This window comes from Botrimarina sp., assembly GCF_040219535.1.
GTDB lineage: Bacteria > Planctomycetota > Planctomycetia > Pirellulales > Lacipirellulaceae > Botrimarina.
Map to the genome: position 1 here is coordinate 101,823 of NZ_JAVJSH010000032.1, position 13,849 is coordinate 115,671.

A 13,849-nucleotide genomic window follows, 5' to 3' on the forward strand; every position below is an offset into this window, starting at 1 on the left:
ACCCGCAATCCAGATGCCCCTCCCCGACCTAGGCGATTACGAGGTTTGGTTCGTCACCGGCAGCCAACACCTGTACGGAAGCGAAGCCCTGGACCGGGTGGCGGCCGACGCACGGGAGGTCGCCGCCGCGCTGGGCGCCAGCCATCACGTACCGGTCCGCGTCGTCTGGAAGCCGACGGTCACCCGCCCCGACGACGTGCTCGCCACGCTCCAGGCGGCCAACTCCGACCCGAAGTGCGTCGGCGTGGCGGCTTGGATGCACACGTTCAGCCCGGCCAAGATGTGGATCGCCGGCCTGCGCGCGCTCCGCAAGCCGCTGCTGCACCTGCACACGCAGCACGGCCGGGAGATCCCGTGGTCGGCGATCGACATGGACTTCATGAACCTGCACCAGTCGGCCCACGGCGGCCGTGAGTTCGGGTTCGCTTGCACACGGCTGGGCGTGGAACGCAAGGTCGTCGTGGGCCACTGGAGCGACGACGCCGTGCACCAACGCGTCGGCGCGTGGGCCCGCGCGGCGGCCGGCCGGCACGAGCTGGCCCGCGCGCGGATCGCCCGGCTGGGCGACAACATGCGTGAGGTGGCCGTCACCGAGGGGGACAAGGTCGCCGCCCAAGAGGTCCTCGGCGTGGCCGTCGACGGGTACGGCGTGGGCGAGCTCGCGGCCCGCGTCGACGCGGCCTCCGACGCCGACGTCGACCGCCTGTGCTCCGACTACGACCACGCTTACCAACTGGCCGAGCCCCTCCGCCCCGGCGGCGACCGCCGCGGCTCGCTCCGCGACGCCGCACGGATCGAGCTCGGCCTGCGGGGCTTCCTCACCGAAGGGGGCTTCGCGGGCTTCACCGACACGTTCGAAGACCTCGTCGGCATCAAGCAGCTGCCGGGGATCGCCGCCCAGCGGCTGATGGCCGACGGCTACGGCTTCGGCGCCGAGGGCGACTGGAAGGCGGCCGCCATGGTCCGTGCGTCGAAGGTCATGGCCGCCGGCCTGCCCGGCGGCGTGTCGTTCATGGAGGACTACACGTACCACCTGCCCGAGTCCGGCGGCGACCTGGTCCTCGGCGCCCACATGCTCGAGGTCTGCCCCACGATCGCGGCCGGCCGGCCGCGCTGCGAGGTCCACCCGCTGGGCATCGGCGGCAAGGAAGACCCCGTGCGGCTGGTGTTCGACGCGGCGCCGGGCCCCGCCGTGAACGCGACCCTCATCGACCTGGGCGACCGCTTCCGGATGATCGTCAACCAGGTCGAGGCGATCGCCCCGCCGCACGAGCTGCCCAAGCTGCCGGTCGCCCGCGCGGTCTGGAAGCCGGCGCCCGACCTGGCGACCGCCGCGGCCGCGTGGATCTACGCCGGCGGGTCGCACCACCCGGTCTACAGCCCCGCGCTCACGGTCGAGCACTACGAGGACCTGGCCGCGATGGTCGGCGTGGAGCTGATCGTGATCGACGAGTCGACCGACCTGCGCACGCTCCGCCAGTCGCTCCGCCGGTCGTCGCTCCGCCGCGTGTAGTCCTCGGCCGGGGCCGCCAAATGAATTGGCCACCGAGCACGGCAAACCGCCGGGTCGAACCGATACAAACACGACACGTCGCGAAAACGTGTGTCACGTTTCAACGTGTCTTTTGAGGGGTTAACCCCCGACGCGGCAACGGCTTAGCGATGCGTTACACCACGCCGAACTGTAAAGCGCCGCGCGACGCGATTCGGCCCCGACACGCCGGGGCAAACCCAACGATTGTCCCCGACCGCGCGCCCGGCCGATGAGAATTAGCCACCCGGCGGCCAAGTAGCTTGAGCACAAGATCACCTCTCGCGCCAGGCGCTAGCGCGCCGCCTCGAGGTTCAGCTCGATGACGCGGTTGTGTGACCGCTCGATCCGGCGGCGGCCGTCGTCGTCGAAGACCTCCTTCGCGGGGGTCCGCGATCCGACCACGGCGACGTGCGAAGCCAGGCGCCGCGGGACCACGTAGGCGAAGCAGTAGTACGCCATGTCCGCGGTGAGGAGTTCGGGGGCCTGTTGGCTCACCTTGACGATCAACAACTCGCCATCGACGCGCGGCGTTTCCACCCAGACCCGGACGCTCCCGGACCCCTCGGTGTGCCGCACGAGGAGCAAGGCCGAGCGATCGAAATCGATCCGGGCGGCGGACAGTGCATCGACGAAGTCGCGATCACGCGCCCCGTCGAGCAGTTTGTTGAGCGCGGTTCGGGAGCCGACGACTTGCGTGTCGAGGTGCTGGTAGCCGCTCGCTCGGTGAGGGATCGGCAGCCGCGTGAGCATCACCCCGTAGCCCGCTTCGAAGCGCTCGCTAGCCGACAGTTCGCCCTCGCCCGGCGGCGCTTGGCACGCCGCGGGGGCGGCGGAGAGGGCGCACCCGGCGGCGGCGAGAGCGATCGCGGCGAAGCGGCTTCTAAAATTCGTCAGAGACATGTCGGCGTGGCTCCGCTAGTGCTGAGGGGATCGGTATAGAGGGGGTTGGTATATCAGAGCCGCTTGCCTCATGCGCGGCCTCTTCGTGTTGTACGCGCTGCTCTTCTTGGCGCTATTCGCGGTCGCGTTCGGCTGATCCGGCGCGCGGTCGCGGCAGAGGCGGCGCCCCGCGCGCTTGGTCTGCCGTCGATCAGACGGGTTTGTCCGACACCAGCCCGGCTGGCTTCTGCCAGCGCACGGCCGCCGCGGCGAGGGATTTCGGCGGCCCGTCGGATTCAACCAACCCGCTTCGCCGACGGTCCGCAATACTCGGGTGACTCCGCCAGGGGCGCCGGTTAGGTTGGCTTGTCGGTAAGCCACCGCTGTATCCACACAGCGCCGTAACCACACAGCACCGCAACCACACAGCGAAGGGGAGCGACAACATGGCTGGCGCCGAAGACCGACGCACCTTCCTCAAAAGGGGCGGCCTCAAAGCGGGCGGCGCGCTCACGGCGGCCGGCCTCGCCGGAAGCGCGGCGGGTCAACAGCGGGGGCCCACCCCCGACTTGCCGAGCGACCCGGACGCACCGCCGCCGGCCGGCGAGCCTTCGGCCGCGCCGGACATCCCCGCGGGGTCCGACGCGGTGGCCGAGATCGACGGCTTCAGCCGCTTTCGGCCGTCGCGCGGCCACTCGCCCGACTCGCCGTACTACCTGGGGAAGATGATGCCCGGGTTCCGCCCCGCGTCGGCCGGCCCCGCGCCGTTCGTCGCGCCCGACCTGGACAAACTGCCCTGGAAGAGGGTCGACGGCGCGAAGGAGTTCCACCTGGTTCCGATGGCGGTCGAGCGCGAGTTCTTGCCCGGCTACCACATGAACGTGTACGGGTTCAACGGCAGCATGCCGGGCCCAACCATCGAGGTGAACCAGGGCGACCGGGTCCGCATTGTTGTGACGAACGAGCTGCCGGAGGACACGTTCGTGCACTGGCACGGGTTCGAGCTGCCCGTGCAGTACGACGGCGCCGCGACGCTCACGCAGAACCCGATCAAGCCCGGCCAGTCGATGGTGTACGAGTTCGACATCCACGAGGAGGGCACGTTCTTCTACCACTCGCACGTGCCCATGCAGGAGGCGTTCGGCCAGGTCGGTTGGTTCATCGTGCACCCGAAGAAAGTCTTCGAGCCGCCGGTCGACCGCGACTTCGGCCTCTTGTTCCAGAACTTCCACATCAAGCCGACACACACGGTCTCCGACTCGTGGGCGATGGACTGGAACTGGCACACGATCAACGGACGCAGCGGCCCCTACACGACGCCGCTGGTCTGCAAGCACGGCGAACGCGTGCGCGTGCGGCTGCTCGACTTCTCGCCGATGCAGCACCACCCCGTCCACCTGCACGGGCACACGTTCTGGGTCACCGGCCACGAGGGCGCACGGGCGCCCTCCACGGCCTGGGTCCCTCGCAACACCGAGCTGATCGCGGTGGCGCAGGCGTCGACCTTCGAGTTCATCGCCAACAACCCGGGCGACTGGATTTTCCATTGCCACATGGTGCACCACATGATGAACCACATGGTGCGGCAGGTGGGGCCGCGCGTGCGTGAGGGGTCGAACGTCGACCGGTACATCGCGGACACGTCGACCCGGCCCCGGGTCGATTTCCACCGCCTTCTGGAAGAGTGGGACACGCCCGGCTACCCCCAGATGATGCAGGGCATGGAGCGGACCACGCCACAAATGAAGGAGATCTGGGACCGCCGCGAGGTGCGCGGCATGCGGGCCAACTACCCGATGGCGGTGAAGGGGCTGATGACCGTGCTGCGTGTGCTGCCGGACGACCTCTACCGCTTGGTGATGGAGAGCGACGAGCCGGTCGAGAAAGGGGCGGTGTTTGCCGAGATCGTGCGGCGCTTCGGCGATCCCGGCCGCTACGAGCCGGCGCCGGACATGATGAACATGAAGTCGTGAACCAGCGGAGGCCCATCGGGCGGACGGCCAATCCCCTCCGGTGGGCGGATACGCTCGGGTGGTATGCGGCTTGCTGATTCGGGGGAGCGGCGGGCTTCGGGCCTGTCTAAACGCGGGCCATCCGGGTTTTCCGTGGGTGAAATTCCCTCGGCTCGGGCTCGACAAGAGGGGGCCACCCCACCCGTTTTCGCCGTCGCGTCGATCCCATCGGAGGGCGAGGACCGACGCGACGGCGAAAACGGGAGGGGCTCACCAAGCTTTACTTTGGGGCGTGATTCTGGATCGATAGGTCTCCGCTCGAGCCCCGTCGTCGTCGCCCTCGCGTCGGCCGTCACCGCTGGGCCGCGGTCGATGCGAGGGCGATGGCGTCGGGGCGACCCCCGCTCGTTGTTGTCCGAGCCAAGGTCCCGAAAACTCGTTTCTCCGGGCCTTACCCACGAAATACCCGGATGGACCCTAAACGCGAACCGAACCAGGAGGACTCGTGGCTACCCAAACCGCCAACTACCAGGCGTGCATCGACGCTTGCAACTCTTGCGCGAGCGAGTGCCTGTCGAACGTCAGCCAGATGCTCGGCAAGGAGTTGAAGAACGACTGCCCCAAGTGCTGCCTCGAGTGCGCGGCGATCTGCCACGCCTGCGTGCAGGCGATGGCGATCGGCGGCGAGCACGCGGCCGAGTTCTGCGGGCTGTGCGCGAAGGTCTGCGACTACTGCGCCGAGCAGTGCGAGGCCCACGACCACGACCACTGCAAGCGTTGCGCGGAATCGTGCCGCAAGTGCGCCGAGAGCTGCCAGGCTGTCGCGGCCTGAGCCACGCGGGGCCGGCGCCAACAAGAGCGGGCGCCAACAAAAGCGGGCGGAGCCGGAAACCCCGGCCCCGCCCGTTTGGGATCGTTCGTGCGGCGCGCGCCGTCAGGGCCGCGTCAGTGACGTTGCCGCTCACACGGCCGGCGCCGTGCGGCCGCGCCGCGAGGGGCGGAGCGCCGCGGCGAGGGCGGCGGCGAGCGTCATCAACGCGGAGGTCGGCTCGGGCAGGTTCACGAGCACGATCTGGGCCGCGTTGCCGAGGCCGAAGTCGCGGCGGAACACGCCGGAGAAGCTCCCGCCGTCGGCCAGCGTGCCGACCAGGTCGCCCGCGACGAACGGCACGGGGCCGAAGTCGAGGAGTTGGCCGAACGCGAAGAACTCCGTGCCGAACAGCGTGATGGTCGACCCGGAGCGGGCCTCGAGGTCGGCGTCGAGGATCTGACCGCCGCGGATCTCGACGGTCGCTCCGAGCTCGGCGAAGACCGCCAGCTCGTCGGCGTCGGCGCCGTCGAGCACCGCGCCGGCGGCGAGAGCGTCGACGGTGAGCTCCTCGAAGTCGCCGCCGAACACGTTGACCGCGCCGCCGCTGCTGGCCTCGGCGTTGAGGACCGTGCCGGGGGTGTCGAACACGTCGACCGTACCGTTGAGGTTGGCCAGCACTTCCGGACCGTCGACCGGCGCAAGCTCGCCGCCGTCGACAACCACCTTGCCGCCCAACAAACCGGCGACCCCTTCGAGGACCGTGCCGCCGTAGAACTCGACGACCGCGCTTTCGGCTGCCTCGATCGCGCCGAACTGGCCGCCGAAGATCGTGGTCCGCGAAGACCCTTCGGCCTCAATGGTGTCGTCAACCGTTAAGTCGTGGATCTCGATGACCGAAGAGCCAGCGGCGACGAGGTCATCGCCGACGTTCCCACCGTTGAAGTAGGCCGTCGTGTTGTCGTAGAACTGCAGCTCGTCGTCGAACTGGCCGCCGGTGGTCTCCAGCCGAGCCGATTCGACGAAGAACGCGTCGTCGTCGATGAGCGCGCCGGGGCCGACGAACACGCGGCTCGAGCCGCCCGCGGTGTCGATGTCGTCGACGCGGCCGCCGCTGAACACGAAGCGGGCCGAGCCGGAGAGCTCGACCGTGTCGGCCGACCCGCCCGACATCGCGACCAGCGCCGAGCCGCCGGCGACCAGGTCGTCCAGGGCGCCGCCGGCGATCGTGACCGACGCGTTGTCGCTGGCGAGGATGTCGTCGCCGATGTCGCCGCTGATGAGGGCGAAGCGCGACTCGTCGCTGACGACGACCGAGTCGGCCGTCTCGCCGCCCTGCATGGCGACGATCGACGTGTCGAACACGGCGATGCTCTGCGCGGTGTTCGAGCTGATCGGCTCGTTGGTCTCCGGGTCGAGCGCGAGGGTGTTGTCCGGGTTGAGCTGGAAGCCGATCTGGGCGCCGTCGGCGATGACGAACGTGGGCGATCCGCCGGCCGAGTCGCGGACCTCGATGTCGTCCGACGGGCCGGTGATCATGCCCAGCGAGCCGCTGTCGTAGATCGTCGTGGCGAGGGCCGCGCCGGGCGTCGCGGCTAGGACCACCAGCAGGATCCGGAGCGCGCCGGGGAGGGACGAAGCGAAGGTGTTACTCATTAGCTCTAACTCGCGCTGGGGTGTGAAGTTCTCTGGTGAGCCACGCGTGGCGATCTCACGCGGACGGTTGCCTCGGGACGCCGCTCCGCAACTGCTCTCTTAACTGTTGGGGTGGGGCCGGCCGGAAATATCAGTAGTCGCCGATGACGTTGCCGTCGTCGCGGGCGCCGAGGTTCTCGTAAACGATCGGGTCGATGTCCTCTTGAAGAAACTGCACCGAGCCGTCGCAGAACGCGAAGAACGCCCCGCCCGAGTGCCAGCTGAACGCGCAGTCGTCGTCCAGCGCGGCGCCCCCGGTCCCGGCGCTGATGTCCACGCCGGGGCGGGTGCCGTAGTAGAACTGGTCCTCGGACTTGGGCGAGATCCCGCAGCCGATCGGCGCCGAGCCGAGGCCGCTGCCGTCGTTGTTGCGGCCGCTGCGGGGGGCGGTCTTGAAGATGGTGTTCTCGTCCGACCACACGCCGCCGATCCACACGGGCCAGTCCTCGGCGCCGGCTTCTTGGCCGTTCTGGGTCCGGATGTAGTAGGCCGATTCGCCGATCATGATCGTGTTGCTTAGGCCGTCGGTGATCTTCGACGGCTTGACGACCGACTGCACGCCCGTCGGGTCGCCGAGCGGGCCGCTGCCACCGGCGAGCCGCCGCAGCCGCGCGACGGCGTTGTCGCAGCGGTGGGTGAAGATGCCGTTGTCGGACACGCCGCCGCTGCCCTTGTAGTCGGCGGTCGCGTAGCCGTTGGTGTTGGCGTGGGGTCCTAGGCCCCCTTCGGCCAGGCGGGGCAGGTCGGACGAGGGGCAACGGAAGGTCGGCACCGTCTGGTCCCCGCCGGGCCAGACCTCGCCGCCGTACATTCCCCGGCCCAGCGCGGGCAACGCGGGCGAAGGGAAGGTGTCGCCCGGGCCGGCCCGCTTCTGCCACTCGGTCTTGTCGTAAACGACCTCGTACAGCGCGCCTTCTTCGAGGAAGGGGAGGATCTCGACGACCCAGCCGAACCCCTTGTCGCACATGCCGGTGGCCGCTTCTTGAACCTCGCCACCTTCGCCGACCACAACCCGCGAGAACTTCGGGTCCCCTCCCTGCACGCCGATCGGGTACTGCTTGTTCGCGTCGACGTAGTTGATCACCGCCAGCGCGTTGTTCTTCAGGTTGCTCTGGCACTGGCTCCGCCGCGCCGCTTCGCGCGCCGCTTGCACGGCTGGCAGCAGCAGCGCGACGAGCACCCCGATGATCGCGATGACGACCAACAACTCCACGAGGGTAAACGCCATTCGGCCGGCGACAGCGACGGGTTCGGGCGATCGGCGGTGGTTCACGTAGCGACCTCTTGTCGGGTTACGGGGGGAGCCGTCCCCGGGGCGGCTCCTTGAGAGAAACCTCACCGCCGGCGCGACGCGCCGGCGGTGAGGGCGAGAGCCAAAAGGCAGACCGCGTGGGGCTCGGGGACCGACGCGGCGGCCGCGCCGCCGGAGGCCGACGAGCCGTAGTTGTCGGCCCACAGCTGGTAGCCCGCGGGCGAGCTGTCGGGCGACGCGCCGTCGCGCCACACGGTGTAGTCGGCCGCGTTGACCTGGCCGTCGCCGTTGTAGTCGCCCGGCAGGTCGACGACCGGCGCCGACGTGAAGAGCACCCCGCCGGCGAGCGTGCCCAACCCGGGCACGCGGAACTCGAGCGACAGGTCGCTCTCGTCCTCCAGCATGTTGAAGTCGATCGGCGAGCCGAGCGACAACGACCCGCCGTCGGCGGCGAGGAAGGTCGACCCGAACAGGTTGCCCTCGGCCAACCGGTTCGACGCGCCGGCCGCGGCGGTCCAGCCGCCGACCGAAGAAGCGAGCGGCGACCAGCCCGCCGTGCTGAGCACGCCGGCCTCGGAGCGGATCAGGTACGAGTCGATGTCGATATCGAACGCCGACTGGTTCTCGAGCGTGGCCGCGCCGGTCGCGGGATTGACCACGAGCACGAGCGTGTTCTGCAGGCTGAACTCGACGTCGCCGTCGAACGAGCCCACGCCCGGCACGTTGTAGCTGAAGTTGAAGGTCGGCTCGGGTTGGCCGATCTCGGTCGGCGTGAAGGGGGCGTAGGGGGCGCCGATCGGCAACGACTGGCCGGGGTCGATCGACAACGACCCGAACAGGTTGGTGTCGCCGAGCCGGTTCGCCGCGGAGGGGCCGTCGACCCAGCCGCTGATGCCTTGCTCTTCGAAGCTGTTCCAGCCGGCCGAGTCGAAGACCGGAGAACCCGCCCGCAGCAGGTAGCCGTCGATCTCGAGCGGGGCTTGGCTGTCGTTGCGGATCGACGCGGTCCCCGTGCGTGGGTTAACCACGATCGAGAGGTCCTCGTCGGCCGCCGCTCGGGGCGGTGAGCAGATCGCGGCGGCGAGCGCCGCGACCGCCAGGGTGTAGCGAATACGCATGGTGTCGGTTCCTGTGGCTTGGCCTTGTATCTGGTGGTTGGTGGCAGGGTCTCTAGAGCGGTGACGTTGGGAAACGGTCCGGTCCGCGTGGGCCGGACCGCGCGGGGCTCAGCGCCGCCGCACCGCTCCAAAGAGGCCGCACACCACGGCCAGCAGGGCCGCCGAGGGCTCGGGAGCCGCCACGGCCGACGCGAGGGCGCCGGCGCCGTTGGCGTCTTCGTAGAAGCCCTTGAACAGGGCGAAGTCGTCCAGGTCGACGTCGCGGTCGAAGTCGAGGTCGCCCGTGGCGCCGGTGGCGATCGGGCCGTTCAGCTCGATCGCCAGGTTGTCGAGCAGCACCTGGTAGTCGTCGAGGTCGACATCGCCGTCGAAGTCGAGGTCGCCGCGGGGCCCTTGCGAGTAGATGATCGTCAGCGAGGGTCGCAGGTTGACCGCCTGGATCTGGAAGCCGCCCTGTTCGACCTCGCCGTTCTCGTCGCCGACCAGGTCAGACGAGACCATGTCCCATCCGTCGCCGGTGTTGTTGTTGATCGACCAGCCGTAGTTGGGGTCGCCGTCGACGAGCCAGTCGCGGACCGCGTCGGTCACGTCGTAGCGGAAGAACGAACGGTCGATGATCTCCGAGAGCTCTTCGGGGGTGGGGTTGTTCGGGTCGGCGGCGAGCTGGCCGGTGAAGATCGAGATCAGGTCCTCGCCGTCGTTGCTCGACGCGTAGATGCCCGTGTCACGCGGCTGCGTGAAGTCGCCCAGCGGGAAGCCGTCCTGGAAGTCGGGCGTGGTGGCCGCTTCGATGCCGTCCTCTAGGATCGGGTCGCCGTCGAGGAAGCCGCCCTGGTCGGGGATCAGGTCGCCGCCGAGCGAGGCCCAGGTGTCGTCCTCCTGCCAGAACTGGCCGGTGCTGGTGTCCGGGCCGACGATCCGGTTGAAGTTGATGATCGCGTCGGACGCGGTCGGGCTGGTCTTCCAGAGGCGGAACTCGGCGAAGAGGATCTGGTCGCGGTTGAGGCCGTCGGGGACCAGGCCGCCATCGCTCACCAGCAGGTTCTCGAAGCGGATCGCGCCTTGCGTCTGGAAGCCGCCGTCGAAGTCGTCGACAGAGATCTCTTGATTCTCGCCTTGTTCGGTGGTGGGGTTCGCGGCGCGGAACTCGGTGTCGATCGTTCCGTCGTAGAGGCCGCCGCCGGGCAGCATCGTGACGCCGTCGCGGAACTCGACGGCGACTTGGGCGTGGGCGAGCGAAGCCGGCGCGACGAGCGCCAATCCAACCAGGGTTCTCTTAAGCACGGCAGACTCCTCGGGGGATGACACGGAGCATTAGCGAAGGTGGGCAATGCAGCGGGGGGAGGGGCGGCGTCGCTCGAGACGGCTCCACGAAGCGAGCCGCGCCGCCGGTGTGTGTTCGCAGCGGTGTTCTACCGACGCCCGGAGTGATTGCTACCCCGATCAACGAACCTTCGCGAACACTTCATCGGCCCTTCACAGAGGCCCATTCGTTCATGAACTTCGTGTGAATCAAATGTGAAGAAGTCGGGCGCCGTGCGCTTTGCGTTACGTCCTGTCGGGGGGCGGGGCGCGGTTGCGCTCCATTGTTAGCTTTGTGTTTAGATCGCTTTACGCGCTACGCGATCGCCGCGACACTCGCGGGCTCGGCCAACTGTCCCCAGCCACCGGAGTTCTCGGATGCGATTGGCTCTCTCGACAGCAGCGATGGCTTGCGTTGCAAGCCTGTGCGCAGCGCCCGTCACCGCAGCGCCCGTCACCGCCGCGGAGGTAACCCGCGGGCCCTACCTGCAGCTCGCCACGCCCGAGTCGGTCACCGTCGTTTGGCGGACCGACGGGCCGATCGACCCGGTCGTCCGCTACGGCGCCGCGCCCGACGAGCTCGACGCGGCCACGCGCTCGGTAACAGTGCGGGTGTCGGCCGACGTGGCTGCCGAGTCGCCCGAGCCGTACTCCCTCGAGAAGGTTCTGTACGACGAGCCTTACGCGCGGAGCGCCGATCGCCGGGTTGGCGACCGCGATCCGTCGACCCCGGCGGGAACCTACCAATACGAGGCCCGGATCGACGGCCTCTCGCCCGGCGAGGTCGGCTACTACGCGGTCTGCGACGGCGACCGGGTGCTGGCCGGGGCCGACGCCGAGCACCGCTTCGCCGCGTCGCCCGCGGCCGGCACGCCGGCGGACCTGCGGCTGTGGGTCGTGGGCGACTCGGGCAACGGCAGCCGCGACCAGCATCGGGTGTTCGAAGCGATGCGGGCGTTCGCCGCGTCGAGCGGCCGCTCGCCCGACGCGTTTATCCACGTGGGCGACATGGCCTACGGCGACGGCGCCGACGTGGAGTTCCAGCGGTTCTTCTTCGACGTGTACCAGCCCACGCTCCGCAACACGGTGTGCTGGCCCACGATGGGCAACCACGAGGGGCACACGTCGCGCGGCGTGTCGCAGTTCGGACCGTACTACGACGCGTACGTGCTGCCCACGGGCGGCGAGGCCGGCGGCGTCGCGTCGGGGACCGAGGCCTACTACTCGTTCGACCTCGGCAAGGTTCACTTCGTGTGCCTCGACTCGCACGACCTCGACCGCTCGGCCAGCGGCGCCATGGCCCGGTGGCTGCAGGCGGACCTCGAGATGACCCACGCCGATTGGCTGATCGCGTTCTGGCACCACCCGCCGTACACGAAGGGGTCGCACGACAGCGACCGCGAGCGCCAGCTGATCGAGATGCGCGAGCACCTGATGCCGCTGCTCGAAGCGGGCGGGGTCGACCTCGTGCTGTCGGGCCACTCGCACATCTACGAGCGGAGCATGCTGATCGACGGCGCGTACGCCACGCCGACGGTCGGCGAGGGGGTCGTGCTCGACGACGGCGACGGCCGCCCCGACGGCGACGGCCCCTACCGCAAGAGCGCCGGCCTCGAGCCGCACAACGGCACGGTCGCCATCGTGGCCGGTCACGGCGGCGCCGGCACGAGCCGCAAGGGGACCATGCCGATCATGCGCGAGATCATCCTCGAGAACGGGTCGGTGATCCTCGACCTGGCCGGCGACACGCTCGACGGCGTGATGATCGACCAGCACGGCGCGCGGCGCGACCACTTCCAACTCGTCAAGCGTGGCAGGGTCGAGCACACGCCGATCGCCGACCCGTGGCTCCCCGAGCACGACCCGTCGCTGATCACCGAGCAACGCATCGCCTTCTCGACGAGCGACCTCGGCCGCGCGCCGGCCGGATGGACCGTGCTGGCCGGCGGCACAGAACGCCTGCTCGTAGAGAAGCGCGACGGCATGCCGACCGTGCGCCAGCTCGTGGTCACCGCGGGCGACCGGCCGACGCTGCTGGTCTACGACGACTTCGAGGGCCCGGTCAGCGAGGTGGAGGGCTTCCTCGAGTTCGACGCCGACGCCGACGCAGTGGCGGGGCTGGCTTTCGCTTGCGAGAGCGAGGACCGGCTGTGGGCCGTGCTGATCGACCCGTCCGCTTCGCAGGCGCTCGTGGTCAACGTCGTCGACGGCGAGGTGCGCGTCGTCTCGCAGCGGGAGATCGACGTCGACTTCGGCCAGCCGATCAAGATCGAGCTCGAGCCGGGCGAGGGGCTGCTCGAGGTGCAGATCAACGACTCGATCGAGTACACCGCCGCGTTGCCCGAGCCGCTGCCGCCGGGCCGGGTGGGGATCGCGATGGCCGAGGGCGCGTCGATCCGCTTCGGCGGCATGGTCGTGGAGCGCGCCAGATGACGCGAGCCGCCTGCCTTTGTTTGGTGGCCGCGGCGGCGCCGCTGTGGGCCTTCGCTCACCACGACCCGGAGACGGTCATCCGGGCGATCGACGAGCGTGTGTCTACGATGCCCGCCACGGCCCGCGACCTCACGCGGCGCGGCGACGAGTTGTCCGCGTTGGCGCGTTACGCGGAGGCGGCCGCCGACTACCGCCGTGCGATCCAGCTAGACCCAGCCGCCACGACGGCCCACCTGGGCTTGTGCCGCGCGTTGCTGGAAGCGGGCGAGCACGCCGGGGCCCTCGCGGCGGCCGACGCGGCGCTCGCTGCGGTTGGCGACGTCCCCGGCGTGGGCGCTGTCTATGCGCTGCGAGCGGCCGCTTGTGAGCGGGTCGGCGACGACGACGCCGCGCTCGCGGCGTGGGAGCGGGCGATCAGCGCCGAGCGTCCCGAAGTCGACTGGCTCCTCGCCCACGCGAGCGCCGCCGGCCGCTTGGCGGGCCCCGCCGCGGAGCTCCGCGCGCTCGGCGCGGCGCTGGAAGAGAACGGCAGCGTAGTGCTCCGACGCGCGTGGATCGCCGCGTCGATCCGCGCGGGCCAAGCCGAGCGGGTCCTGCCCGAGATCGAGCGCAAGCTGCAGCAGAGCCGGCATCGCTCCTCGTGGTTGCTGCTCCTCGCCGAGGCCCAGCACGCCATCGGCCAGCCGGAGCGGGCCCGCCAGAGCGCCGCCGAGGCGGTCGAGGAACTGCGCCGGCGAGTGTCGGTGTCGGGCGGCAACACGGCGCTGGAAGGCCAGTTGACCGCGGCGCAGGGGGTCGTTGCTCGGTTGGACGAGCAGCCACCCACCGCTCGCTAGCTCGAGCGGCGAATGACGAGCCGCCAGGAGTCCGCGGCGC

10 protein-coding genes are annotated in these 13,849 nt (G+C 69.7%); 5 read left to right on the top strand and 5 right to left on the bottom strand.

The window, feature by feature from the left end; all coding sequences use genetic code 11:
* Nucleotides 1–13: 13 nt before the first annotated feature.
* Nucleotides 14–1,513 carry an L-arabinose isomerase gene (araA, locus tag RIC11_RS18570; protein WP_350213769.1) on the top strand — a complete coding sequence of 500 codons (1,500 nt, stop codon included), beginning with the start codon at nucleotides 14–16 and terminating at the stop codon, nucleotides 1,511–1,513.
* A gap of 312 nt (nucleotides 1,514–1,825) precedes the next feature.
* On the opposite strand, the gene RIC11_RS18575 is transcribed toward araA, so the two are convergent.
* Nucleotides 1,826–2,434 carry a hypothetical protein gene (locus RIC11_RS18575; protein WP_350213770.1) on the bottom strand — a complete coding sequence of 203 codons (609 nt, stop codon included), beginning with the start codon at nucleotides 2,432–2,434 and terminating at the stop codon, nucleotides 1,826–1,828.
* A gap of 425 nt (nucleotides 2,435–2,859) precedes the next feature.
* Here RIC11_RS18575 and RIC11_RS18580 point away from each other — a divergent pair, with 425 nt between their 5' ends.
* Both RIC11_RS18580 and RIC11_RS18585 read left to right on the top strand, forming a co-directional pair.
* A complete protein-coding gene (locus RIC11_RS18580; RefSeq protein WP_350213771.1) occupies nucleotides 2,860–4,386 on the top strand; it encodes a multicopper oxidase domain-containing protein in 1,527 nt (508 codons plus the stop codon).
* Between the two features lie 484 nt (nucleotides 4,387–4,870).
* Nucleotides 4,871–5,197 (top strand): four-helix bundle copper-binding protein, encoded by a 327-nt coding sequence (locus RIC11_RS18585; protein WP_350213772.1) that lies wholly within the window; start codon nucleotides 4,871–4,873, stop codon nucleotides 5,195–5,197.
* A gap of 129 nt (nucleotides 5,198–5,326) precedes the next feature.
* Here the strand turns inward: RIC11_RS18585 and RIC11_RS18590 are convergent, their stop codons facing one another.
* The 4 genes from RIC11_RS18590 to RIC11_RS18605 all read right to left on the bottom strand — a co-directional run bounded on the left by RIC11_RS18590 (nucleotide 5,327) and on the right by RIC11_RS18605 (nucleotide 10,522).
* Nucleotides 5,327–6,829, bottom strand: a complete 1,503-nt coding sequence (locus RIC11_RS18590) for a hypothetical protein (protein WP_350213774.1) — start codon at nucleotides 6,827–6,829, stop codon at nucleotides 5,327–5,329.
* Between the two features lie 130 nt (nucleotides 6,830–6,959).
* On the bottom strand, nucleotides 6,960–8,096 hold the full coding sequence (locus tag RIC11_RS18595; RefSeq protein ID WP_350213776.1) for a DUF1559 family PulG-like putative transporter: 1,137 nt from the start codon (nucleotides 8,094–8,096) through the stop codon (nucleotides 6,960–6,962).
* Nucleotides 8,097–8,203: 107 nt separating this feature from the next.
* A complete protein-coding gene (locus tag RIC11_RS18600) occupies nucleotides 8,204–9,238 on the bottom strand; it encodes a hypothetical protein (protein WP_350213778.1) in 1,035 nt (344 codons plus the stop codon).
* Between the two features lie 108 nt (nucleotides 9,239–9,346).
* Entirely contained in the window at nucleotides 9,347–10,522 is a 1,176-nt protein-coding gene (locus RIC11_RS18605) for a hypothetical protein (RefSeq protein WP_350213780.1), read from the bottom strand.
* Nucleotides 10,523–10,918: 396 nt separating this feature from the next.
* Between RIC11_RS18605 and RIC11_RS18610 the strand changes: the two genes are divergently transcribed.
* Both RIC11_RS18610 and RIC11_RS18615 read left to right on the top strand, forming a co-directional pair.
* A complete protein-coding gene (locus RIC11_RS18610; protein WP_350213782.1) occupies nucleotides 10,919–12,973 on the top strand; it encodes a metallophosphoesterase in 2,055 nt (684 codons plus the stop codon).
* Nucleotides 12,970–13,809, top strand: coding sequence for a tetratricopeptide repeat protein (locus tag RIC11_RS18615; protein WP_350213784.1), 840 nt, complete (start codon nucleotides 12,970–12,972; stop codon nucleotides 13,807–13,809). Before RIC11_RS18610 ends, RIC11_RS18615 begins: the two co-directional genes overlap by 4 nt.
* Nucleotides 13,810–13,849 lie beyond the last annotated feature (40 nt).